Raw genomic sequence first — 24,189 nt, 5'->3', positions numbered from 1 at the left:
ACGAGATTGGAGTACACCATGCGTCAGAGAACCCTTGAAACGGTTTCTGCACATGCCTTTTGGCCGCTCAACGCGAGTCCAACCATCAATCGTGTTCTAGCCACTCTGGCAACACTACTGTGCCTGCTGCTTGTATCACAGGCACATGCCGGTCTGTTTGATCAGGAGCCCGAATTTCTGCCAGTCGATCAGGCTTTCCCGCTGGATACCCAAACCGACGGCGGCCTGTTGGTCGCCAACTGGAATACAGCCCCCGAGCACTACCTGTACCAGCACCGCATATTCCTGCAGCAAGATGGCCAGAAGTACCTGCCGAGTTACTTTTCCCTTGAAGGCAAACCCAAGTTCGATGAAGCCTTTGGTGACATCATTGCCTACTACGGCCCGCTGGAAGTGCTGTTTCCACTCGACCAGCTGAAAGCCGGTCCAGCGACCCTGAACTATCAGGGCTGTGCCGATGCAGGCCTGTGCTACCCACCTCAAAAGGTAGTCATCGACCTTCAGCCTGCTGACATCGAAGCCGCCAAATCCAATGCTGCAGCCAAGGCCAGCGCAGCTGAAGCACAAGCCAACCAAACCACCTCAAACACCAGCAACCAGAGCAGCATCTCTAACAACGCCACCCAGAACACCACGGCTTCCAGCCCACGAAACTCATGGTTTGAAGGCTCCGCCTGGACCACCATCGGACTGTTCTTTTTGCTTGGCATCGGCCTGACATTCACGCCGTGCGTGCTGCCCATGATCCCGATCATGACGTCTGTTGTGATGGGGCAAAACCAACAGATATCCGCCCGCCGTGGCTTTGTGCTGTCGACCACCTATGTGCTCGGCATGGCCATTACCTACGCCGCCGCCGGTGTTGTTATGGGCCTGCTAGGTGCAGGGGCAAACATTCAGGCCTGGATGCAAACCCCTTGGGTGCTGATGCTGTTTGCCGCCTTGTTTGTACTGCTGTCGCTGGCCATGTTCGGCGTCTATGAACTGCAATTACCGAGCGCCCTTCGCAATCGCCTGAACAGCGCCAGCCAGAAACAATCCGGCGGCCACATCGCCAGCGTTTTCCTGATTGGTGTGCTATCCGCCCTGGTGGTTTCTCCCTGCGTATCCGCTCCTCTCGCCGGTGCACTGGTCTATCTCAGCACCACCGGCGATGTGCTACTGGGCGGCGCAGCCTTGCTGGCACTCGGCCTTGGCATGGGCGTGCCACTGATCATTCTCGGCACGACGGGTGGTTCGGTATTGCCAAAAGCTGGCGGCTGGATGGAACAGATCAAAGTGTTCTTTGGCATCCTGCTGCTCGGCGTCGCCATCTGGCTGCTAAGCCGTATTCTGCCGGGGCCAATCGTCCTGTTGTTGTGGGGCGTTCTGGCACTGGTCTACGGCGTGGTACTGGGCGCCTTGGAGCCTGCCAGCGGCAAACAACGCGTAATCAAGGGCGTTGCCCTGCTACTTCTGGTTTACGGCATTGCGGCTACATGGGGCGCCCTGCAAGGCAACCACGACCCGCTCAAGCCATTGGGCAATACCATAAGCTATACCGGAAGCAACACCGCTTTTGAGTCAAACACGAATACCTCGCGAAACAGCGGGCAGTCGCTGTTTTTCAAAACCGACTCAGTCGAGGAGGTTAAGCGACTGATCGACAACAGCCAGCAACCAGTGATGCTCGATCTGTACGCCGACTGGTGCATTAGCTGCAAAGTGATGGAAGACGAGATTTTCTCCCAGCCCGACGTGCAACAGCGGCTTTCCCACGTGCGCTGGGTACAATTGGATGTCACCGACAACACCGACGAACAGATTGCCTTCCTGCAAAGCGTGGCGGTATTCGGACCTCCGACCATTCTGTTTTACGAAAACGGCACCGAACTTGCGTCATTACGACTGGCAGGAGAAGCCGACAAAGCAGAATTCCTGCAACACATAAGCCCGCTCAGCCAGCCCTGAGCGGCTTTAGGTACAACCCGAGCCCTCACACCGATAAAACCCGGCAGCGGCTTGAAAGCGTGTCACACCACCCCAACTTTAAGCTCCATACTTCCTATTTATGGAGCATCCCATGCTGTACACCTGCCCATCCTGCGCCGCCATCAATCGCATTCCTGCAGACAAACAAAACCAGCAAGGCCAATGCGGCAAATGCAAACAGGCACTCTTCAATAGCCAACCGAGCGAACTGAACGACGCCGACTTCCAGCGTTTTATCGACAAAAACGAACTACCGGTATTGGTAGACTTCTGGGCTGAATGGTGTGGCCCATGCAAGATGATGGCACCCATCTTCAAGGATGTGTGTGGTGATATGCAGCACCAACTGAGGTTTGCCAAAGTCGATACCGAGAAGGCTCAACTGGTCAGCCAGCGCTACGCCATTCGCAGCATCCCGACGCTGATTCTGTTCAAGGGCGGTAAAGAAGTGGACCGACTGGCCGGCGCCTTACCGGCACCGCAACTGAAGCAGTGGATTGCAACCGCCCTGCAAAAAGCCTGACGCTTTATGACAAGATCGACAGCCGTGACCTGAATCAAGCTATCGAACAGGTGTCCAAGATAGTCTGAAAGCAAATCGAACAGGAGGCTTCAATGAGCATTGAACCACATGATCTGCACCACGACTTTCCGGAATTCAACGAGCAAATCAGCGAGTTGAAAGTCAGCAACCGTCACTTCGCCAAACTGTTTGAAGAGTACACGGCGATCGACAAGGAAGTGCATCGCATTGAGGAGCAAAAAGAAGCGGCCTCAAACGACGCACTGGAGCAACTGAAGCTGCAACGAGTGGCCCTGAAAGATGAGCTGTACAGCATGCTCAGCAAGGCGGCAGCAACGGCCTGAGCGCCAAAACGACCAGCACCGCAAATAGCAGCCAATAAAAAACGGGACATCAGTCCCGTTTTTTAATCATCCAATCCAGCCCGTACTGACGATCAGCCAGAAGTAGCAATCAGATTGGCGCTTTCAGCTTTCTTCTTGTTGTGACCTTCCCACACACCCGTCACTTCCTCACCAGCCGCCTGAGCGTCTGCATGGTAGGAAGAGCGAACCATTGGGCCAGAAGTCACGCGGCTGAAGCCCATTTGCTTGGCGATATCACCCAACTCCTTGAACTCTTCCGGGGTAACAAAGCGGTCAACGCCCAGGTGGTCACGGCTTGGCTGCAGGTACTGACCCAGTGTGATGTGATCGATGTTATGGGCACGCATGTCCTTCATCACTTCAATCACTTCTTCGTTGGTTTCACCCAGGCCCAGCATCAGACCGGATTTGGTCACCACATCCGGACGACGAGCCTTGTACTCTTTCAGCAGTGTCAGAGACCACTGGTAGTCAGAGCCTGGACGGCTCTTCTTGTACAGACTTGGAACGGTTTCCAGGTTGTGGTTGAACACGTCTGGCGGCGTCTGTTCAAGAATATCCAGCGCCACTTCCATACGACCACGGAAGTCCGGCACCAGCACTTCAATCTGGATGTTCGGGCTACGCTCGCGGGTTTCGGTGATGCAGTTGGCAAAGTGCTGGGCACCGCCATCACGCAGGTCATCACGGTCAACCGAAGTAATCACCACGTAACGCAGACCCATGTCGGCAATTGCAATCGCCAGGTTCTTCGGCTCATCCAGATCCAGCGGGTTCGGACGGCCATGACCAACGTCACAGAAAGGACAACGGCGAGTACAGATGTCACCCATGATCATGAAGGTTGCGGTACCGCCACCAAAACACTCACCCAGGTTCGGACAGCTGGCTTCTTCACATACAGTGTGCAGCTTGTGCTTGCGCAGCTTTTCCTTGATTTCAGCAATCTTCGGGGTAGCAGGGATACGAACCCGAATCCAGTCCGGTTTACGTGGCATTTCCTCGGTTGGAATTACCTTGATCGGAATACGCGCTACCTTGTCGGCACCACGGAGCTTTTGACCCTGAATGGTTTTTTGCTTTCTTTCTGTCATCGGTTACCCCTGCCTGACGAACCTCAGGATCACTGTGGCTCGAACACTAATTCGGATACTTTGAGAACGGAGCGGTAGCTCCGGACGGAATTGCGCGGATTATGCGCAAACCTCCGCTGTTTCGAAACCCAATTGCTTGATCAGCTGCTTTTCCAACTGCTCAGCAACGGCTTGCCAACTGGCCGCCTCTGGGTCTGTCGACTCATTTTTTACCTGAGTCATCTGTAGCCCGGCATAACCGCATGGGTTGATGCGCAGAAAAGGCTCCAGATCCATATCTATGTTGAGTGCCAGTCCGTGGAAGGTTTTGCCATTGCGGATACGCAGCCCCAGTGAGGCAATCTTGCGACCGTCAACGTAAACGCCCGGCGCGTCCGGTTTGGCTGCGGACTCAATGCCAAAATGCTTGAGCGCTTCAATGATGGAATCTTCCATTACGGTCACCAGCTGACGCGGGCCAATGCCCAGCCGCTTGATGTCCAGCAACAGATACACCACCAGCTGACCAGGACCATGATAGGTCACCTGACCACCGCGATTGGTCTGCACCACCGGAATATCACCCGGCATCAGTACATGCTCGGCCTTGCCTGCCTGGCCCTGGGTAAACACCTTGGGATGCTGCAACACCCACAGCTCGTCCGGGGACGTCTCATCACGGTTTTCGGTGTAGTCGACCATCTGGTCGTAGGTGGACTGGTATTCCACCAGCCCAAGGCGACGAATTCGAGCGGTTGCCATTTACAGAACCATATGCACCAGTTGATGGTCCTTCAGCTGCTGATGCAGAGCCTTCAGCTGCGCTTCACCCGTTGCAGTGATGTATACCGTCATGGAGCGGAAATTGCCTTTTGAGCTGTCCCGCACCATCACCTTGGCATAATCGAAGCCAGGGGCATGCACTTCAAAGATCTCCAGCATCAGATCCTTGAAATCGTCCGTACCCTTGCCAACCACCTTGACCGGGTAGTTTTCACAAGGAAATTCAATTTTTGGTGCTTCCTGCTCCGCTACTTGCTTCCCGTCTGCGCCAATCAGTGCCATTTTGTTACCCCAGCAAACGCGCGAAGAATAGTTGAATCTGGCCCATCAAACGGCCAAAGAAACCGGCTTCCTCAACTGCGTTCACCGCAATCAGAGGACGCTCGGCAATCAGTTCACCGTCTTTTTTGACGGCCAGGGTGCCAATGGTTTCGCCAGCAGCAATCGGAGCTTCCAGATATTCATTGGTTTGCAGTTCCACGTCCAGATCACCGACCGTGCCGCGCGGGATTGTCAGGAACAAATCTTCCTGCAAGCCCAATTGAACCTGATCCTGCTCACCCAACCAAACCTTGCGCTGCTCCAGCACATCGCTGGCGCTGTAGAGCTTGTGAGTCTGGTAATAACGGAAACCGTACGCCAGCAGCTTTTGGGTTTCCTGCGCTCGCGCAGCGTCGCTACGGGTACCCATCACCACCGCAATCAGACGCATGTCGTCACGCACAGCGGACGCCGCCAGACAGAAACCGGCTGCATCGGTATGGCCGGTTTTCAGACCATCTACCGACGGGTCACGCCACAGCAGCTTGTTGCGGTTTGGCTGACGAATGTCGTTGTATTCAAAGTACTTCTCGGAATACAGGCCGTAGTAATCCGGGTGATCGTTAATGATGTGCAACGCCAGCGTGGCAATATCGTGGGCCGTGGAGTAATGATCATCCGCAGGCCAGCCGGTGGCGTTAACAAAATGGCTGTTGGTCATGCCCATTTGCTGGGCGTATTGGTTCATCCATTCAGCGAAGGCATCTTCAGAGCCAGCGAAGTATTCCGCTACCGCTACCGACGCATCATTGCCGGATTGGATGATAATGCCGCGCAGCAAGTCGATCAGCGGCACTTCGGTGCCCTCGCGCACGAACATCTTGGAACCGCCCTTGCGCCACGCCTTGACACTGATCGGCACCAGCGTGTCGTCCGTCACATTGCCCTGCTCCAACTCGTGGGCAGCAATGTAGCTGGTCAGCATCTTGGTCAGACTGGCTGGCGGCAGCTTCTCGTCGGCGTTGTGCTCGACCAGAATATCGCCGCTCTGGGCATCCATCAGAATATAGGCCTTGGCATCCAGATCAGGAGCACTTGGCACAATCACAGCTGCCGAAGAACAGGCAGCACCAAACATCAAAATCAAACTGGCAAATAAACGCATCGCTTTGAACATGTTACCGGTTGAATGAAAGCCGGGCATTGTAGCACCGGCTGTGGAATATTGCAGCGGCCGCTCTGCTGCGCCATCGGCATAATTCATAACGATCGAGCCGCCACGAATGACAAAATGAATGTCGCCGCTGTAACAGAATGGTCACGCAACCGTAATATTGGTAATTAAGGCCCCTCTGAACAACTCAGTGCCCGCTCTGGATGACAGGACGAAGCTGAATCACGAAGCTGATTTGCAGGCCTGATGGATCAAGTCAAAAATCAGCGACACAGAGTCAGCAATGCCCTGCCATCCCCGTAGGGCGCGGCCTGCAGGCCGCCAGAACGGTGTTGGCGAATTTGGAAAGGACTGGTCATTCCGCTGCATTCGCCGCCTTGTTCTGACAACCTGCAGGGCTCGCGCAGAGCAGTGCAGAGTTATTCAGAGGGTCCTTAGGGCCAGCAAGCCAGCACCACCGACACCAGCACCACCGACAGATGACTCGTGAGCCAGAAAGACCCGCAGTCACACAACTGTCACGGGATACGGGTGACTACTGAACCTAGACTCGCCCCAATTACAACCTTGATCCTGAACTCAAATAGGACCGGAAGTTCCATGCAACGATTTGTCATTCGCAGCCTTCGCCGGCTGATCGCAGGCTCATTGGCAGCAGGCAGCCTGATGGCGCTGCCTGCTCATGCCGCTGGCGGCTACGCCACCCCGGACTATCAGCAAGGCGAAGCCTGGCTGGCCAATCGACTCACCATGCCCGCCCCGGCCACTCGCGCCCGCAACCTGATTCTGTTTCTTGGCGACGGCATGAGCGTCACCACACTGACGGCGGCACGGATTCTCGAAGGCCAACAGCAGGGCATGCCTGGCGAAGAAAACTTTCTGTCGTTTGAGCGCTTCCCCTATTCAGCACTGGTCAAAACCTACAACACCAACCAGCAAACCCCCGACTCCGCAGGCACCATGAGCGCCATCGTCACCGGCGTTAAAACCCGCGCGGGCATGCTCAGCATCGGCCCCGAACAACTGCGCGCCAGCTGCGAAGGCCAACAAGCCCACGAACTGACAACATTATTGGAATACGCCAGCCAACAGGGCATGGCTACCGGTGTAGTCACCAGTGCCCGACTGACCCATGCTACTCCGGCAGCCACCTATGCCCACACATCAGAACGTGATTGGGAAGCCAACAGCGACTTGTCAGATGAAGCTATTGCCAATGGTTGTGAAGACATTGCCAGCCAACTGATCAGCCGTGGTTTCGCCCACGGCCTCGACCTCGCCATGGGAGGTGGTCGCCGTAACTTTGTGCTGGAGACTGCAGGTGGCGTACGCACCGATCAGGATTTAACCAGCCAATTCACCCAGCAGTATCCCGAAGGCCAATATCTGGCGAGCCGAAATGACCTGTTCCATATGTCCGCCCGCACCCCGATTCTGGGCCTGTTCGCCGACAGCCACATGGCTTATGAATACGACCGTGATGACAGCCAGCCGTCATTGCAGGAAATGACCTTTGCGGCCTTGCAGGTATTGCAACAACAGACCCGGGGCAGTGATCAGGGCTATGTACTGATTATTGAAGGCGCACGGATTGACCACGCCCACCACGCCGGTAATGCCTATCGCGCTCTGACCGACGCCATTGAAATGGCCAAGGCGGTCGACTTTGCCGACCGGATGACAAACGACGCTGACACATTAATTGTGGTGACTGCCGACCACAGCCACACCTTGTCATTTGCGGGCTACCCCGACCGAGGCAACAACATTCTCGGGTTAGCGAAGTACAAGGGCGTCAGCACCAAAGCCGACGACGGTGCCCCCTACACCACACTGGGTTACGCCAACGGCATGGGAGCCAGCACCTTGCCGCCACAACAAACCACCACGGATACCCCACGCCAACTGGGAAGAATCCCCTGGCACGACGACATCAATTGCAGCCATCCGAATTTCTATCAGGCAGCACTGGGTCAACGCAGCAGCGAAACCCACGGCAGTGACGACGTTGCCTTGCACGCCAAAGGGCCAGGCAGCCAGTGGTTCCGTGGCCTGCTGGAACAAAACACCATTTTTCATCTGACCAGCCGCGCGCTGAACCTGACCACTCAAACGCCGGTAGCGGCCCAGTCCGGGGAGAACCTGTAACATGACGTATTTATTCCCCAAATCATTCCCTCGCTATCAGGGTCAGAAAAACAGCACCATGACCGCGGCACTGTTGGCCTGCACTGTTACCGTATTAAGCGGATGCGCCTCCACACTTCCGGATCAAGACTCTGCACAGCACACTGACAACACACCATTGATGTCAGGACTGACTGCAGTTACAAGCCCAACCACCACCAATGAGTGGTATCAAAATGGCCAACAGCAGGCCGACCGTCGCCAGCAGCAGGCCGCCAATACCGGCATGGCCAAAAACGTTGTACTGGTGATCGGCGACGGCATGGGGATCACCTCCCTGACGTCTGGTCGAATCTACAGCGGCCAACAGCTGGGGATGGATGGCGAGGAATACCACCTGAGCTTTGAAAGCCTGCCTTACTCAGCACTGATCAAAACCTACAACACCGACCTGCAAACCCCGGATTCCGCCGGCACCATGACTGCCCTCATGACAGGAACCAAAACCCGCGCCGGCGTCATCGCGATCAATGCTGACGCCGAGCGCAGCAACTGCGCCAGTAGCCATGGCACCGAGCTGCACACCCTGTTCAACGACGCCCGCCAGGCTGGCAAAGCCACCGGCGTGGTCACCACCACCCGCCTGACCCATGCCACCCCAGCCGTTACTTATGCTCACAGCCCGGAGCGCAACTGGGAAGCCGACAGCCTGTTGCCGGCAGACGCCATCGCCAATGGCTGTCAGGACATTGCCGCGCAGCTGATCAGCAGCGACCTCGACATCGCACTGGGTGGCGGCCTTGGCATGTTTGTGCCTGAGGCCGATGGCGGCGTTCGTGCCGACGGTCGTCACCTTGCCAACGAATGGCAACAGCAGGCGGGCCATCATTACGTAAGCACCCGCCAACAACTTCTGGAAGCCGACTTGAGTGACGGCGAGTGGCTCGGGCTGTTTGCTGAATCGCATTTGCCCTACGTTGAAGAACGTGACGAGAACGTGCCGAGTCTGACCGACATGACCAAAGCCGCGGTAAAACGTCTGTCGAACAACCCGCAAGGGTTCAGTCTGGTGATCGAAGCAGGCCGTATTGACCACGCCCACCACGCCGGTAATGGTTACCGCGCCCTGAAAGAAACCGAAGAACTGCACCAGACGGTCGACTGGCTGATCAACAATCTGGACCTCAGCAACACTCTGCTGCTGGTCACTGCGGATCACAGCCATACCCTCACATTGGCGGGCTACCCGACCCGAGGGAACCCAATTAACGGCGTGGTGAAAACCAACAACGAACACGGTCAACCACTGTCAGAGCCGAGCCGACTGGAAGATGGCCAGACCTACACCTCGATGAACTACCGCAACGGCCCGGGTGCCGTCAGTGTGCCGCGGCCGGACATCACCGAGCAGGAAGCCCTGTCGAAAGATTACCTGCAACAGGCGTTAGTGCCATTGGAGTCAGAAACCCATGGCGGTGAAGACGTTGCCGTGTATGCCGTCGGCCCTTTCGCACACCTGTTAGGTGGCACCATGGAACAACACTGGATTTACCACCTGATGCGCTACGCCATGACCGGTGAAGCACCAGAAAATTGATATAACAAAGCCCTCATAGAAAGGACTCCAATTGGCACTTCACGCCAGTATGCCTGACAGCTGCTGGCGTTTTTTATGGTAGAGACCCTCTAATAACTCGGAGCCCGATTTGGAAAGGGCCAGCCATTCCGATGCACTCACCGCGGGGTTGTTGTAAAAAACCCATGACAACCTGCAGAACTCGCGCACGACTGCATGGATGCAGGAGCTGCGCAGAGTTATTCAGAGGAGCCCTACAGCTACTGGCGTTTTTTGTGTCTGAGGGGCCCTACAGCTACTGGCGTTTTTTTTATGGCCGAGAGATTGTTAGCGGATCAGATCAATTCAAAACATCAGACGGCCGCAGTGAGAAACTGCGGCCCGGGTGCAGGGAAATATGAGGGGTATCCGCCGTCTGGCGGAAGCTTTGGCGTAACCGAAAAGCCGGATCAACACGCCGAATACAAAGCGTCAAACGCACCGTCAGCCAGCGGTAGTCATCCTGATTGGCAGCATGAATAATGACCGACGCGCCGTTTTCAACCACGGCTTCACACACTGGCTGTAGCTCGGTTTGGATCGTGGCCCGACGCTCGCTGATGGCATCCTGAGGTAAGGTAAAACGCGCAAAAGCCGGTGAATTATCCTGCTTGCGATTACGGAATTGGCGATGAACCCCATCGTCCAGCAAAGCAAGATCCACCAGCTCCAAATCAGGGGCAAACGTATCCGAGCTCTCTTGCCTGTCGACGAGTAATTCAGACGCTTGAGAGGAGATCAGAGGGGAAATAACAGCGGGCATCGGCAAACTGTCTTCAGCAAACATCGTACTTTCAGTCGCACGACGTTCGGGCGAACCCGTACCAAACGCCAGATTCGTCGCTCCAGCAGGGTCGGCTTCGCCCTCATCGTCGGCCCACCGGGTCCGCTGATCCACCCGTCGTTGAAGTTCAGCAAGGCCAGGCTGCAACGGTGTCATTTGCCAAATCTGATCCAGAATCCGCTGCACCTGACGTTGCCGACCCGCTTCAAACGCCTGTTCGGCAACAGCCATGGAACGCTCTGCCCACCGATACGCCAGCGGCAGTATGCTCCAGTCTTCAGGCCAGCGCTGACGAACCTCCTGCATGGCGTACAACAGTCGGCTACGATCCGTATCAGATAATTCAGGCGCGCTTAAACGCTGGCGAATCGCCGCCAGAGCAGCGGTCAGTTCAGGGGCCAGCTCTTGACGGGGCACTTTATCTTCACTGCTTTCGCTCTCTGTTTCCGACGCAGAGGCAGCTTCTGACACAACCACAACGTTCGACACGACCGAATCAGCATGCTCGTCCGCAGCATGCAACAGAGGTGCTATCATGGCCAGCAACATGCCCCACAAAAACATGCCCCACAAAAACATGCCCCACAACGGCATGGCCCACGAAGTAACCAGCCCCAGCGGAGCCATCCGGATACAAGACATCATAAAAGAGGAAAGATTGATCCCATGTTACTGCGTATTGGCACCATCGCGTTTACCTTGCCAGTCGTGCTGCTACTGATTGTCTACAGTATCGACCTCAACCACATCACCGACTGCGAGCAATTGGGACTAACCTATTCCCCCGCCAGCGGCCAGTGTGAATCTGGCGACGTAGAGCTAAGGACCCTCTGAATAACTCGGTGCCCGCTCTGGATGACAAGGCGAAGCTGAATCACGGAGCTGATTTGCAGGCCTGACGGGTCAAGTCAAAAATCAGCGACACAGAGTCAGCAATGCCCTGCCATCCCCGTAGGGCGCGGCCTGCAGGCCGCCAGAACGGTGTTGGCGAATTTGGAAAGGACTAGTCATTCCACTGCATTCGCCGCCTTGTTCTGACAACCTGCAGGACTCGCGCAGAGCTGTGCAGAGTTATTCAGAGGGTCCTTCACGAGCTATTACAGCCGCCACACTCTGTTGATTAACCTGTCGATGCTGGTGGCCACCGTGGGAACGTTTGCCATGATCTGGGGAATGGTTCTGAAGGGGATGACCCGCTCCCAGGACACCCACTGAGCTTTTCCACTCCAGACTATTCCCAGCAGAGCAGCTCAGGCACAGCACTTTTTGAACTTGGAACCAGAGCCGCACGGACAGGCATCGTTGCGACCGGGTTGCAGCCGGAGCCACTGCGGCTGGCCATCCAGGTACTTCCAGCCGTCCGCTTGCTTCACAAAACGAGACTGCTCGATCAGCTGGTGCCAGCCATCTTCGGCATGAAAGGTCGCCGCAAAGGTCACCTGCCCCTCATCACCAGACTCCGACGCCTGCTGAACCTGCAATTGAGTCCAGCGCGTGCCCGCTTCGGTGAACGGGCCTTGCGGACAGGTATCCGGGTGCCAGCTTTGTTGAATGTAGTCATCCAGCCCCAACGCGAATGCACTGAAGCGTGAACGCATCAAAGCCTCTGGCGATTCCGCCGGCGTGCCATTGTGCAACCGCTGACAGCAAGCCGCGTAGTCTTGTTGGCTACCGCAAGGACACAGCGCCGTCATTGCATCTGCCCGCGCACAGCACCCAGCAAACGGGTCACCGCCTGATCCAGTTTTGAACTCTGCTTGCCCGACGTGAACACCGACATCATGCGGTCACGCATGCCCGGCAGGCTCATCATGTCGGCCACCAACGCGTTGAATACGTCGTCGCCACCGGCGTTGGAAGCCAGTACTTCGAGAAAATCGAGCAGCAGGTCACCGCTCAAGTCGGCCCAACAACGGCTGGAAATCGCCGCAAGCACTTCCACCTGCACCGCTTGCGGATGGCGCAAAATCGCCGCCAGCAACAAATGCCGTTGCTCCAGATTCTGGCTGTGCGACAGCGCCCGCGCGAAGGCCGCCAGGTCATTGGCAGTAGCACCGGCCTTGATCACCGCCGCCAAACGATCATTCACCGCGGTCGTCACATCCTGAGCCGCTGCAATGTTCTCCATAAAGCCCAGCACCACGTTTAGTGGCACGGTCGGCAGGTACGGAATGGCGCGTGCCAGCAATGCTTCGTTGTTGTCCTTGTCGTGATTGGCGACCACTTCGGCCAAGCCTTGCAGGCCCAGTTGCTGCCAGTTTTCCCAACCAATATCACCGGCCAGATAAGCCCGTGTAGTGTCGTAGAAGCGGCTGTTTTCAGCACCCAACTGACGCCCCGCCAAAGCGTGGAAAAACGCCATCCGGTTGCCATCCGGCTTGAAGCTGAACGGTGCTTCACCTTCGCCCTTGTCGGCTTCCGGGCTGGCCATGCGCTGGGCAATGTAGCGAACAAAGCCATCACGGGCCTGGGCGTCCAGCAAGCCTTGCTCATCAAGCGGCAGTTTCAAAAACCAGATGGCGTGCTGGCCCGGTTCGTTCGGATGCCAGCTCAGCAAGCCCAACCAGGCGTGCTTCAAATAAGGCGACGGGTACGGGCGCTTTTGCTGCTCGATATCGTCGAACAGTCCCGCATCCAATGACTGGATACGACGACCCATATCGAAAATACACAAGTTGGCGCCACGCTGGCGAACCAGTTCTGAAATGGTCACAGAAAGCCTCGTCAAACCCTGAATGGAAAGCGGCGCAGTGTAGCAGATGCGATAGCCACTGACTGCACCGTGCATTTCAACCAGCCGGGCTGCGGGTTACCATGGCTGCCCCAAGAGGATTTTCTGGAGCAAGATATGATCGTCAGTATTGCCGCACTGTTGGCCGGTTTTCTGCTGGGAGGCGCGTTGGTGAGCTTCTGGCTGAGTCAGAAATGGAAGCAACAAGTGGCGGCGGCCGAACAAAGCCTGAAAGAAATTGCCGAGCAGCACAAAGCCGAGCAGCAGCAAAGCAAGGAATTGCAACAGCAGGTAGCCGACCTCACCTGGCAACTGAACGAAGCCAACAAGACCAACCGCTACCTGCAAAGTCGTCTGGACGGTAACGCCCAAAACGACAACTGATCAGAACGCCGCCGATTGCAACGACGCCCGTTTTTGCTTGGCCATTCGGGTGAACAGTCGGCGCGCCAGATCGGCCGACTTTTCGCCCGGATTACTGGTCACCGTCGCCGTCATCAACGACAACTCGCCAATGCCTGGCCATTCGGTTTCGCCCAGATGACGCCGAATCCGCTCCATCAGCACAATCGCGCCATCTTCGGGGCAATCCGGCAACATCAGCACAAACAGGTCATCTCGCTGGCGAAATACTTCATCACCAGCACGCACATCGTCTTGCAAGGCTCTGACAAACGCGGGCCATAAACGCGAGAACAGCCGCACATTGGTCTGATTCTTGAGCTGGTCGTAATCGTCAACCTGAAAACCAATCAGCGACAGCTGCTTGCCGTTGTAACCACTGCGCAACAGCTCCTGCTGCACCATCGGTTCCAACTGCCGTTCGGTGTAAGCCAACGACTCCCAATCCTTCAACGCCAGCGCATTGAGGGACGCATCCCGCATCCGTACCATCACCGCATAACAGGCCACCGAGCCGGTAATCATGGCGTACTGAGCGGTGCCTTGTAGGGCCAGCAAAGGGTCAACCGACAACAGTCCTATCAGCAATACCAAAGCTCCCAAACCGGCCGCAAACACATGGGCGACTTTTTCTCGCAAGCAAAAATACCCCACCAACGGCGGCATCAGAATCTGGTGCCATACCAACTGCGGATACTCTGGCAACAGGCATAACGCACCGGCGGCACAGATCACCAACGCAGGCAGCACCACGGAATCGTTGTGGGATTTATGCTTGCGCAACCACAGCAGCACCGCCGCCAGCAACAGCACAGGTATCAACACCATTTGCCACAACACCTTGTCGTAGCGACCCAGCATAAAGTCCTCGAAGGTGTTCCAGCTGTACACCAGCACCATGAACACCAACACACTGCAACGCAGCAGCGGCTGCTGGCGGTGTCGTTCAGCGACTGAAATCATTCACCGCCTCCTCAATCCGCGCCAACAGCGATTCCTGATCGTCATCCGGTTGGTAGTGCAAGGCCACCATCGGCAGCTCATCCGGATTGCCCAGTACCGGCGCCATGCGGGTTTCAATCATTTGCATATCGAGACTTTTGCCGTGAGGCATCAACACCACGAAATCTTCGGAATCCAGCTTGTAGACCTTGTGAAACGGCAGCGCGTACTGGCGCAGGGCATCGGCAATATCACAAAGATGCTGCTCCAATACTTCCCGCCCCTGGGTTTTCCACGGCTGCGGAATCACCACCACCGCCAGCAGCAGACGACTGGTTTGACGGTCGGCGCGAGGAATTTCCTTGGCCAGATCCTCAATCAACTGACGCTCGGTATAAGCCCGGGTTTGCGGGTCCTGACCCAATTGCGCCAGCATGTGTGCTTCACCCCGGTCGTTGAGCCAGCCAAAACACAGCGCGGTTGCAGCACTGACCAGATAAGTCGTCAGAATCTGACCTCGAGCCCCCAGATCCCCCATCAGCACCAACATTGAAAACAGCGCCGAAAATACCGCAATGGCCATCGCCGCATGCGCCCAGCGCACAGCAAATACCAGATAGAAAGGCAGCCAGTAGGCAGCATGAACCCCCAACAGGTCTTCCATCACGCCAGAAATGGTCCAGCCTGCCAGCGCAATCACCACCAGCCATTCCGGCCAGCTGCTGTCGAACGGACGGTCGCGCCATAAAAGAAAACCGCCATAGGCGGCCAACAATGCTGCCAGCCCACCAATACTGATGGAGTCCAGCGTGCTGGTTTGCAGATAGTCGACCAGCGCCAGCACCGACAGCGCTGCGGCCATTAATAAACAGTAGGTCGCCACCAGCCGGATCGACTGATGCCTTAGAAAATAGGGATTATGCTTGCCTGTGAGCATACGCTCGCTGTCCTTGGTTACCCGTTTGATCGCCCGTTTTATTGCCAGACAACGGCCGGATCTGATGTTGAATTCCACCTTCGGGACGGCCTGAAATCCGCTGCGGATTTGCACGTGCACTGCGCGTTACCTGTCGCCGCCCCTCATGTATACTAGTCCACTTTTGTACCCGCGACTCAACGCGATTTTGACCGATCAGGTGTAATAATGGATGTAAGCCAATACATGCTGGAGCTGGGCCAACAGGCTCGCGAAGCCGCCACCAAGATTGCCCGTGCTTCCACCAGCAACAAGAACAAGGCACTGCTGGCCATTGCCAACAACATTCGTGAACAACGCGAAGCCTTGCGTCAGGCCAATGCTGAAGACCTCGAAAACGGCCGCCAGAAAGGGCTCGACGCCGCTTTGCTGGACCGTCTGGAACTGACCGACCCGCGCATCGACACCATGATCGAAGGTCTGGAACAGGTCGCATCCCTGCCCGACCCGATTGGCGAAATCACCGACCTGAAGTACCGTCCAAGCGGCATTCAGGTGGGCAAAATGCGTGTACCGCTGGGCGTTATCGGCATCATTTACGAAAGCCGCCCCAACGTCACCATCGAAGCCGCCAGCCTGTGCCTGAAGTCCGGCAATGCCACCATTTTGCGCGGCGGTTCTGAATCCATCGCCAGCAACCGCTTTCTGGCGGGCTGCATCAGCGCCGGTCTGAAAGCCGCCGGTTTGCCGGAAACCACGGTACAGGTGGTTGAAACCACCGACCGTGCCGCCGTTGGCGAGCTGATCACCATGCCGGACTACGTCGACGTGATCGTCCCCCGTGGCGGCAAGGGCCTGATCGAGCGCATCAGCAACGACGCCCGCGTGCCGGTCATCAAGCATCTGGATGGCATTTGCCACGTGTTTATCGACGCCGCCGCCGACAAGGCCAAGGCGATGAACATCGCCATTAATGCCAAGACTCATCGCTACGGTACCTGTAACACCATGGAAACCCTGCTGGTGCACCAGCAAGTGGCTGCCGACATCCTGCCGGAACTGGCCGATGCCTACAGTGGCCTGGGTGTGGAACTGCGTGGGTGCGAACAATCCCGCGCCATCGTTTCCAGCATGAAGGTTGCCACCGACGAAGACTGGGACACCGAATACCTGGCGCCGATTCTGGCGGTGAAAGTGGTGGCCGATATCGACGAAGCCATTCGTCATATCAACCGCCATGGCTCCCACCACACCGACGCCATCATCACCGAAAACTACAGCCTCACCCGTCGTTTCCTGACCGAAGTCGATTCCGCTTCCGTCATGATCAACGCCTCGACTCGCTTTGCCGACGGCTTTGAATACGGCCTCGGCGCTGAAATTGGCATTTCCACCGACAAGATCCACGCCCGTGGCCCGGTGGGTCTGGACGGCCTGACCTCGCAGAAATACGTGGTCTTCGGCAACGGGGAAGTGCGTAAATAATGACGGCTGCAAGCGCGCCGTCGGCCCACTGGGCCATTCTCGGCGGCACTTTCGACCCGGTGCACGTTGGTCACCTGCGTATTGCCCTGCAACTGCGTGACGCCGGTTTCGACAAGGTGTTGCTGATGCCTAACCGCATTCCGCCGCACCGTCCAAGCCCACAAGCCAGCAGCGATCAGCGGCTGGCCATGTTGCAGTTGGCGACCGCTGGACTCGATGGCATCGACGTCAGCGATATCGAGCTGCAACGCCCCGAATGCAGCTACAGCGCCATTACGCTGGAAGTGCTGCGTCAGGAACATCCGGGAGTCTCTTTTACCTGGGCGATGGGCACCGACGCCTGGTTCAGCTTCGACCGCTGGCACCGCTGCGACGACATTCTCAGGATGGCCAATCTGCTGGTCATCAGCCGCCCCGGCGACAGCCAGCCGCTGGCGCCATGGCAATCCCAGCAATGGCATAAACGCCGTGCCACTCTGGAGGAGTTATTAGCCTCCGACCACGGCTCAATTTGCCAACAAACACTGCCGGGACTCGACATTTCTGCCACAGGCTTGCGAAAAGCCCTGTCAAAAGGCGACAATGTTCGGTTCCTCACTCCAGACTCCGTGCTGGAGTACCTTACTCAACAACAACTTTATCGATAAACAACGAATGCAAACCGAACAAATCAAAGATCTGGTTATTGACGCGCTGGATGATATGAAGGCCAAAGATATCACCGTTCTGGACGTACGCGGTCGTACCTCCGTGACCGACTGGATGGTGATCGCCACGGGTACTTCCAGCCGCCACGTCAGCGCCGTTGCCGGTAACGTTGAAGAAAAAACCAAGGATGCCGGCCTGCGTCCAAACGGCACCGAAGGCCGCTCCTCTTCCGATTGGGTACTGATCGACCTGATCGACGTGGTTGTCCACGTAATGACCGATCAGGCTCGTCAGTTCTACGACCTGGAACGCCTCTGGGGTGAACCTGCCGACGCTGGCAAGGGAACCGCTCAGGAATGAAAATCCGCCTGCTGGCGGTAGGCCAGAAGATGCCCTCCTGGGTGACTGAAGGCTATCAGGAATACGCCAAGCGGTTACCGGCAGACTGCGCGCTGGAACTGGTGGAAATTGCACCAGGCCACCGCAGCAAGAGCAGCAGCAAGGAAAAGGCCATGCAGCAAGAGGCCGACGCTCTGCGTAAAGCCTTGAAGCCGCAGGAACTTCTGCTGGCGCTTGATGTTAAAGGAAAGCCCTGGTCTACCGAACAACTCGCCGATGAACTGAAACAATGGCGAATGGACGGTCACGACGTCGCCCTGATCGTCGGCGGACCAGACGGCATTCACCCGGAATTGCTGCAAATGGCACGCAAACGTTGGTCGCTATCCAGCCTGACGTTGCCGCACCCACTGGTGCGGGTGGTTGTAGCAGAACAGATATATCGTGCATGGACCCTGCTACAGGGTCATCCGTACCACAAATGAGGCAAGCATGTGGGAGCAATCCTTTCGCGACAAATCGGCTGAAATCAGGCTGTTTCGCTCCCGCGCCATCATTCTCGCAATCGTTATCACCCTGATGCTGGCGGGTCTGGGATGGCGAATGGCGCATCTGCAGATCACCCTCTACGACAAGTACCAGAACCTGTCGGAAAACAATCGCATCAAGATTCAGCCACTGGCACCCAAGCGCGGCCTGATTTATGACCGCAACGGTGAGCTATTGGCCGAAAACGTGCCAACCTACAGCGTCACGCTGGTGCCGGAAAAAGTCCCCGACATCGAAGAAACGCTGAACTTCCTCGACGACCTGATTGGTGTCAGCGAACGCGACCGCGAGCAATTTGAGCGGCGGCGTGAATTGCGTCGACGCCCTTACGACCCGGTGGTGGTGCGCCACAAGCTGACCGAGGACGAAATCGCCAAGGTCATGGTTAACCGCAACTACCTGCCAGGCGTCGACGTCGAAGCGCAACTGGTTCGTCATTACCCGCAAGGGGAAACCTTCGCCCATGTGCTGGGTTATGTTGGCCGCATCAACCAGCGCGAACAGAACCAGCTGGATGCCGACCCGGATACCGAACGCCGCTACAGCGCCAGCCGTTACATTGGCAAGCTGGGTGTCGAGAAGCACTACGAAAGCGACCTCCACGGTGAACCCGGCTATCAGAAGGTCGAAACCAATGCTCGTGGCCGCATCACGCGGGTACTGGAGCAGGTTGACCCGATTCCGGGAGAAGACATCACCCTGCATCTGGACGCCCGTATGCAGCGGTTGGCCAGTCAGTTGATGGAAGGACGCCGTGGTGCAGTGGTGGCCATCGAAGTGAAAACCGGCGGCATTCTGACCATGTACAGTAACCCCGGCTTTGACCCCAACCTGTTTGTCACCGGCATTTCGCACAAGGATTACAACGCCCTGCGCGACAACCCCGACCTGCCGCTGTTCGACCGCTCGATTCGTGGCCGCTACCCACCAGCCTCCACGCTCAAGCCATTCCTCGGCCTTGGCGTGGTCGACATGGGCGTTGCCAGCTGGAGCCAGACCATCAACGACTACGGTTCCTTCCAGCTACCCAACAGCGAACGGGTGTACCGGGACTGGAAGCGTCAGGGCCATGGCAAGGTTGATCTGAAACGCGCCATCGTTGAATCCTGCGACGTCTATTTCTACGACATGGCGGTGAAGATGGGCATCGACCGCATTCATCCGTTCCTGCAAAGTTTCGGCTTTGGCCAACGTACCGCGCTCGACGTCGACAACACCTATTCCGGCCTGCTGCCGGGACGGGAGTGGAAACAGGCAACCCGTCGCTCACACTGGTACGCCGGTGACACCGTCAACCTCGGCATCGGTCAGGGCTATATGCAAGCCACACCCTTGCAGCTGGCCACCGCCACCGCCGTCATGGCCAACCGTGGCAAGTGGGTCGCCCCGCGTTTGATGTTAAGCCACAGTGGCGATACCACCATTGACGAAAGCACCACCCCACCGGATGTGGTGCTGAACAACGAGAAAAACTGGGACCGTATGTTCAACGCCATGCAGAACGTTGTCGAAGGCACCCACGGCACCGCCCGTGCGCTGCTGCGCAAACTGGAACACCCGATTGCCGGCAAGACCGGTACCGCACAGGTCGTTGGTATTGCCCAGGATGCCGAGTACGACTCCGAAGCCCTGCGCGAGCGTCTGCGTGACCACGCCTTGTTTGTGGCCTTCTCTCCGGTGGACGACCCACAAATTGCGGTTGCAACGATCGTTGAAAACGGCGAATCCGCAGGCCGTACATCAGCGCCGATTTCTCAGGCACTGATTAACTTGTACCTTGGTGGAGGCGAAGGCGAGTGAAGTCATCGGATTTTTCACGCACTCTGGAAACCGGCTCACTGGCGGGTTACAAACGTGGCCGCGCGGCATTGGCGCACGTCCACCTCGACCTGATTCTGTTACTGCTACTGGTGCTACTGGGCGCCACCGGCTTGCTGATTTTGTACAGCGGCAGCGGTCAAAGCAGCTCTATGGTGATTCGTCAGGCCATTCACTTTGGCATCGGCACCGTGGGCATGATCATCGCCGCCCAGTTTCCACCCCGCTTTTACCAGCTGGTTGCTCCATGGGCCTATCTGATTGCGCTGGCGGCCTTGGCCGGTGTGTTGGTGGCCGGTGTTGGCGCCAAAGGGGCACAGCGCTGGCTGGCCCTGCCGGGACTACCCCGCTTTCAGCCCTCCGAACTGGTGAAGTTGATTTTGCCGCTAACAGTAGCCTGGTACATGGCCCGTCGACCGATTCCACCGACCATACTGGACTTGCTGAAAGCCGCGGTGATCATCTTTGTGCCCACCGTGATGATTCTCAAACAGCCCGACCTCGGTACCTCACTGCTGATTTCAGCCTCCGGTTTGCTGGTGCTGTTCTTTGCCGGCATGTCGTGGAAACTGATCGGCACTCTGGTGGCTCTGGTGGCTGCCAGTGCACCAGCCATGTGGTTCTTTGTGATGCACGGTTACCAGAAGCAGCGGGTGCTGACGTTCCTGAACCCGGAAAGTGATCCGCTGGGCGCTGGCTGGAACATCATCCAGTCGAAAACCGCCATTGGTTCCGGCGGCATCGAAGGCAAAGGGTTCCTGCAGGGCACCCAGTCACAGCTGGAATTCCTGCCCGAAAGCCACACCGACTTCATCATTGCGGTGCTGGCAGAAGAACTCGGCCTGATTGGTGTTTGCCTGCTGCTGGCGCTGTACTTCCTGATCATTGTGCGCTGCCTGATTCTCAGCAGCCGCTGCGAAACATTGTTCGGGCGCTTGCTGGCCGGTAGTCTGTCGGTCACCTTCTTCATCTATGTGTTTGTAAATATCGGCATGGTGAGCGGAATTTTGCCGGTCGTGGGTGTCCCACTACCATTGGTAAGTTATGGCGGCACCTCGGTGGTCAGTTTGCTGGCCGCCTTTGGATTGATCATGTCCATGGCAACCCACCGCAAGCGTTAAAACAACAAAGCGTCACAGGGATTCAATATGAAGACTTTGCAGAAAATGGTTATGGGAATGGGTTTGGCAGCCAGCGTCATCGGTGTATCCGCTGCCAACGCAGGTTACGACACCCATCCGAAGTTCGAGCAGTTTGCGGACGAACTGGAAAAGGAATATCAGGTGCCGCGCGAAGAAGCGCGCCAATGGCTGTCGCAGTCGAAAAAGCAGCAATCGGTATTGGATGCCATTTCCCGTCCGGCTGAAAAAACCATGGAATGGGATCGCTATCAGGACATTTTCCTGACCGAGAAACGCATCCAGCAAGGCAAGGAGTTCATGGTCAAATACCAGGACTTGCTGGCCGGTGCGCAAGAAAAATACGGTGTGCCACCGCACATCATCTCCGCCATCATTGGCGTTGAAACCTACTACGGCCAGCGTCAAGGCAACTACCGGGTGCTGGACTCACTGGCAACACTGGCGTTCGATTACCCCAAGCGTCCGATCTTCTGGCGTGAGCTGAAAGCCTTCTTTGCCGTTGCCGAAACCGAAGGCATGGACCCGGCCACCATGAAAGGCTCCTACGCAGGCGCCATGGGTTATGGCCAGTTTATTCCGACCAGCTTCCTTGCCTACGCCGTGGATGGCGATGGCGATGGCAAACGTGACCTGTGGGGCAATCCGGCAGACGCTATCTACAGTGTTGCCAACTACTTCAACCGTCACGGCTGGAAAAGCGGCGAAGACGTGACTCAGCGGGTGCATGTTTCCGGTGACCAATACGAAGACGCCGTCAACGACAGCCTCAAGCCCAAATGGACCGTGGCCCAGCTGAAAGCCAAAGGGGTCACCCCAACCGAAGCCGTGGAAGATGATGCCGATGCCAGCCTGGTCAAACTGATTGGCAAAAACGGTGCTGAATTCTGGCTTGGCGAATACAACTACTATGTGATTACTCGCTACAACCACAGCCGCCTGTATGCCATGGCGGTTTATCAGCTGAGTGAGGCACTGCGATCGTGAAACTCTGGTTCACCATCCTCCTGCTGCTGGCACTGAGTGCCTGCAGCAGTCGCTATCAGCACAAGAACGACTTTACCCCGCCTGAACACCCCGACCCTACCAGTGTTGCAGAACCCACCCCTAGGCAAGAGCCGATGGCAGTGATGGGCAATGGCCCCACCTACAAGGTACTGGGCAAGCAATACACGGTAATGGACAACCCGACGGTGTTTAACCAGAGCGGCATCGCCTCCTGGTACGGTATGAAGTTTCATGGCCATGCAACGTCCAGTGGCGAAATCTACGACGTGTATCAGTACACAGCAGCCCATAAAACGTTGCCGCTGCCAAGTTATGTCCGGGTGACTCGCACAGACAATGGCAAAAGCGTCGTAGTGCGCGTTAACGACCGAGGCCCGTTTCACGAAGGCCGGGTCATTGACCTTTCTTACATCGCCGCCATGAAAATCGGTCTCGACAAGGACGGTACTGCGCCGGTCAAGGTTGAGCTACTGATGCCACCCGGCAATGAAAAAGTGCGCTGGGTGCAGGTTTACGCCTTGTCGGATAAGGCACGCGCCAATCAACAGGTGGCCGACTTACAGCAATCACTGAAACCTCTGGCCTGGCCGGTTGAGCTGCACTCGGAAATGCAAAACCAGAAAATGCTGCACAAGGTACGCATTGGCCCAGTGCCGGATGGCTCAGACCTGCAGCAGGTGCTGCAACGGTTGCGGGAAATGGGTATCAAGAAGCCAGTAATTCTGGCCAGCCATCAACTGGATGGCTCAAAAGTGCTCAAGTAGAAAGTTCCAAACCAGCCTCACAATAGCCCCCGCCGCTATCAGGCCGCATCAGAGTGCCTGCAAAACACAAAAAAAAGGGCCATGACCAAACTGGTCAGGCCCGTGGCAAGGGTACTCAGCGCAGAAAACAGGTTGGCAAGAACAGCGGCTTATTCGCCTGTGCCGTGCTTGCGGATATCCTTACGAACGGCCATATAAACACCGCCAAAAAAGGCGCAGGTAAGGCCGACAATGATCAATCCGGAAAGAACTACTTCATCCATAAACATAGTGGGTTACCTCTCGTCTTTTGTTGTTTGAGGGTGTTGGCCGTGTCGATGAATTAACAATAGCAGCGCGCGAGCGGCTGCCATTGACGTACATCAAACGGATTCTGGCGCTGAAACGAATTGGCGAAGCTCTGTTGATACACATCAAAAGAGTGTGATTGGTGAACGATCGACGGGTTCCAGAAAGAGAAACTGGCCCGGTTTTATCAAGCCCTGACAGACTCAGGCAGTGCCCGATGCTTGAAGGTTCAAGGCTGACGGGCTCAGCAGCCAAACCATCCCCGCACTGTGACGGTTTACACAGATACGGTGTGATGGCCTACACGAACTGTCTGTGACGGTTGGTACAAAAGCGATGTTATAGGGAACATCTATTTAATCCTGCACAGCTCTGCGCGAGTGTTGCCGGTTCTCAGAGCAAGGCGGATAACACAGTGAAATGACGTGTCCTTTTCAAGTTATCTAACGCAGCTATGTGAAGCGGCAACCCGCGCCCTTCGGGG

Annotated in this window: 25 protein-coding genes; 15 read left to right on the top strand and 10 right to left on the bottom strand. The window is 56.6% G+C overall.

Going from position 1 to position 24,189, the window contains the following annotated elements; all coding sequences use genetic code 11:
• Window positions 1-18 precede the first annotated feature (18 nt).
• The 3 genes from dsbD to G516_RS0109165 all read left to right on the top strand — a co-directional run bounded on the left by dsbD (window position 19) and on the right by G516_RS0109165 (window position 2,838).
• Entirely contained in the window at window positions 19-1,950 is a 1,932-nt protein-coding gene (gene dsbD, locus G516_RS21785; RefSeq protein ID WP_084644968.1) for a protein-disulfide reductase DsbD, read from the top strand.
• A 112-nt stretch (window positions 1,951-2,062) separates the two neighbouring features.
• Window positions 2,063-2,494, top strand: coding sequence for a thioredoxin TrxC (gene trxC, locus G516_RS0109170; protein WP_028293403.1), 432 nt, complete (start codon window positions 2,063-2,065; stop codon window positions 2,492-2,494).
• 92 nt (window positions 2,495-2,586) lie between these two features.
• Complete coding sequence (locus G516_RS0109165; protein WP_028293402.1) at window positions 2,587-2,838, top strand: YdcH family protein; 252 nt, start codon at window positions 2,587-2,589, stop codon at window positions 2,836-2,838.
• 92 nt (window positions 2,839-2,930) lie between these two features.
• Here G516_RS0109165 and lipA read toward each other — a convergent pair whose 3' ends face one another.
• From lipA to G516_RS0109145, 4 genes are all read right to left on the bottom strand, one after another.
• Entirely contained in the window at window positions 2,931-3,953 is a 1,023-nt protein-coding gene (gene lipA, locus G516_RS21780; protein WP_051219168.1) for a lipoyl synthase, read from the bottom strand.
• A 99-nt stretch (window positions 3,954-4,052) separates the two neighbouring features.
• The gene (gene lipB, locus G516_RS0109155) at window positions 4,053-4,694 is read right to left on the bottom strand and encodes a lipoyl(octanoyl) transferase LipB (RefSeq protein WP_028293401.1); all 642 of its coding nucleotides are present in this window, start codon (window positions 4,692-4,694) and stop codon (window positions 4,053-4,055) included.
• Window positions 4,695-4,997, bottom strand: a complete 303-nt coding sequence (locus G516_RS0109150; RefSeq protein WP_036535525.1) for a YbeD family protein — start codon at window positions 4,995-4,997, stop codon at window positions 4,695-4,697. It abuts the gene before it with no gap.
• Window positions 4,998-5,001: 4 nt separating this feature from the next.
• On the bottom strand, window positions 5,002-6,141 hold the full coding sequence (locus tag G516_RS0109145) for a D-alanyl-D-alanine carboxypeptidase family protein (RefSeq protein ID WP_028293399.1): 1,140 nt from the start codon (window positions 6,139-6,141) through the stop codon (window positions 5,002-5,004).
• Between the two features lie 609 nt (window positions 6,142-6,750).
• Between G516_RS0109145 and G516_RS0109140 the strand changes: the two genes are divergently transcribed.
• Both G516_RS0109140 and G516_RS21775 read left to right on the top strand, forming a co-directional pair.
• Complete coding sequence (locus tag G516_RS0109140) at window positions 6,751-8,298, top strand: alkaline phosphatase (protein ID WP_051219166.1); 1,548 nt, start codon at window positions 6,751-6,753, stop codon at window positions 8,296-8,298.
• Between the two features lies 1 nt (window position 8,299).
• Window positions 8,300-9,874 (top strand): alkaline phosphatase, encoded by a 1,575-nt coding sequence (locus G516_RS21775; protein WP_156879001.1) that lies wholly within the window; start codon window positions 8,300-8,302, stop codon window positions 9,872-9,874.
• A 319-nt stretch (window positions 9,875-10,193) separates the two neighbouring features.
• Here G516_RS21775 and G516_RS0109130 read toward each other — a convergent pair whose 3' ends face one another.
• A complete protein-coding gene (locus G516_RS0109130; RefSeq protein ID WP_156879000.1) occupies window positions 10,194-11,321 on the bottom strand; it encodes a hypothetical protein in 1,128 nt (375 codons plus the stop codon).
• Between the two features lie 21 nt (window positions 11,322-11,342).
• Here G516_RS0109130 and G516_RS24655 point away from each other — a divergent pair, with 21 nt between their 5' ends.
• Window positions 11,343-11,510, top strand: coding sequence for a hypothetical protein (locus tag G516_RS24655; RefSeq protein ID WP_156878999.1), 168 nt, complete (start codon window positions 11,343-11,345; stop codon window positions 11,508-11,510).
• A gap of 416 nt (window positions 11,511-11,926) precedes the next feature.
• On the opposite strand, the gene G516_RS0109120 is transcribed toward G516_RS24655, so the two are convergent.
• Both G516_RS0109120 and G516_RS0109115 read right to left on the bottom strand, forming a co-directional pair.
• Window positions 11,927-12,370: a YchJ family protein gene (locus tag G516_RS0109120; RefSeq protein WP_028293396.1), complete on the bottom strand. Its 444-nt coding sequence runs from the start codon at window positions 12,368-12,370 to the stop codon at window positions 11,927-11,929.
• Window positions 12,367-13,389: a DUF3549 family protein gene (locus G516_RS0109115; protein ID WP_169449514.1), complete on the bottom strand. Its 1,023-nt coding sequence runs from the start codon at window positions 13,387-13,389 to the stop codon at window positions 12,367-12,369. The genes G516_RS0109120 and G516_RS0109115 overlap by 4 nt, the downstream gene beginning before the upstream one ends.
• Before the next feature lie 135 nt (window positions 13,390-13,524).
• Here G516_RS0109115 and G516_RS0109110 point away from each other — a divergent pair, with 135 nt between their 5' ends.
• Window positions 13,525-13,791 (top strand): hypothetical protein, encoded by a 267-nt coding sequence (locus G516_RS0109110; RefSeq protein WP_028293394.1) that lies wholly within the window; start codon window positions 13,525-13,527, stop codon window positions 13,789-13,791.
• On the opposite strand, the gene G516_RS0109105 is transcribed toward G516_RS0109110, so the two are convergent.
• Together G516_RS0109105 and G516_RS0109100 are read right to left on the bottom strand one after the other, a co-directional pair.
• Window positions 13,792-14,772, bottom strand: coding sequence for a GGDEF domain-containing protein (locus G516_RS0109105; protein WP_028293393.1), 981 nt, complete (start codon window positions 14,770-14,772; stop codon window positions 13,792-13,794). It lies immediately after the preceding gene.
• Window positions 14,756-15,688, bottom strand: coding sequence for a nucleotidyl cyclase domain-containing protein (locus G516_RS0109100; protein WP_156878998.1), 933 nt, complete (start codon window positions 15,686-15,688; stop codon window positions 14,756-14,758). Before G516_RS0109100 ends, G516_RS0109105 begins: the two co-directional genes overlap by 17 nt.
• Before the next feature lie 207 nt (window positions 15,689-15,895).
• Between G516_RS0109100 and G516_RS0109095 the strand changes: the two genes are divergently transcribed.
• The 8 genes from G516_RS0109095 to G516_RS25155 are packed head-to-tail and all read left to right on the top strand — an operon-like array spanning window position 15,896 to window position 23,417.
• Window positions 15,896-17,152: a glutamate-5-semialdehyde dehydrogenase gene (locus G516_RS0109095; RefSeq protein WP_028293391.1), complete on the top strand. Its 1,257-nt coding sequence runs from the start codon at window positions 15,896-15,898 to the stop codon at window positions 17,150-17,152.
• Window positions 17,152-17,799, top strand: coding sequence for a nicotinate-nucleotide adenylyltransferase (gene nadD / locus G516_RS0109090; protein WP_028293390.1), 648 nt, complete (start codon window positions 17,152-17,154; stop codon window positions 17,797-17,799). Before G516_RS0109095 ends, nadD begins: the two co-directional genes overlap by 1 nt.
• Window positions 17,800-17,806: 7 nt before the next feature.
• Entirely contained in the window at window positions 17,807-18,160 is a 354-nt protein-coding gene (gene rsfS, locus G516_RS0109085) for a ribosome silencing factor (RefSeq protein ID WP_028293389.1), read from the top strand.
• Window positions 18,157-18,624 carry a 23S rRNA (pseudouridine(1915)-N(3))-methyltransferase RlmH gene (gene rlmH / locus G516_RS0109080; RefSeq protein WP_028293388.1) on the top strand — a complete coding sequence of 156 codons (468 nt, stop codon included), beginning with the start codon at window positions 18,157-18,159 and terminating at the stop codon, window positions 18,622-18,624. Before rsfS ends, rlmH begins: the two co-directional genes overlap by 4 nt.
• Before the next feature lie 7 nt (window positions 18,625-18,631).
• The gene (gene mrdA, locus G516_RS0109075) at window positions 18,632-20,488 is read left to right on the top strand and encodes a penicillin-binding protein 2 (protein WP_028293387.1); all 1,857 of its coding nucleotides are present in this window, start codon (window positions 18,632-18,634) and stop codon (window positions 20,486-20,488) included.
• Window positions 20,485-21,627 carry a rod shape-determining protein RodA gene (gene rodA / locus G516_RS0109070; protein WP_051219157.1) on the top strand — a complete coding sequence of 381 codons (1,143 nt, stop codon included), beginning with the start codon at window positions 20,485-20,487 and terminating at the stop codon, window positions 21,625-21,627. The genes mrdA and rodA overlap by 4 nt, the downstream gene beginning before the upstream one ends.
• Window positions 21,628-21,654: 27 nt before the next feature.
• Window positions 21,655-22,632 (top strand): lytic murein transglycosylase B, encoded by a 978-nt coding sequence (gene mltB, locus G516_RS0109065; protein WP_028293385.1) that lies wholly within the window; start codon window positions 21,655-21,657, stop codon window positions 22,630-22,632.
• The gene (locus G516_RS25155) at window positions 22,629-23,417 is read left to right on the top strand and encodes a septal ring lytic transglycosylase RlpA family protein (protein ID WP_051219155.1); all 789 of its coding nucleotides are present in this window, start codon (window positions 22,629-22,631) and stop codon (window positions 23,415-23,417) included. The genes mltB and G516_RS25155 overlap by 4 nt, the downstream gene beginning before the upstream one ends.
• 149 nt (window positions 23,418-23,566) lie before the next feature.
• Here the strand turns inward: G516_RS25155 and ccoM are convergent, their stop codons facing one another.
• Window positions 23,567-23,686: a cytochrome c oxidase subunit CcoM gene (ccoM, locus tag G516_RS25150; RefSeq protein WP_281168016.1), complete on the bottom strand. Its 120-nt coding sequence runs from the start codon at window positions 23,684-23,686 to the stop codon at window positions 23,567-23,569.
• Between the last annotated feature and the right edge of the window lie 503 nt (window positions 23,687-24,189).

This window comes from Oceanobacter kriegii DSM 6294 (assembly GCF_000422845.1).
Lineage (GTDB): Bacteria > Pseudomonadota > Gammaproteobacteria > Pseudomonadales > Oceanobacteraceae > Oceanobacter > Oceanobacter kriegii.
Note: the sequence above shows the minus strand (reverse complement) of the source record. Positions and strands in the feature narration are given on the sequence as shown.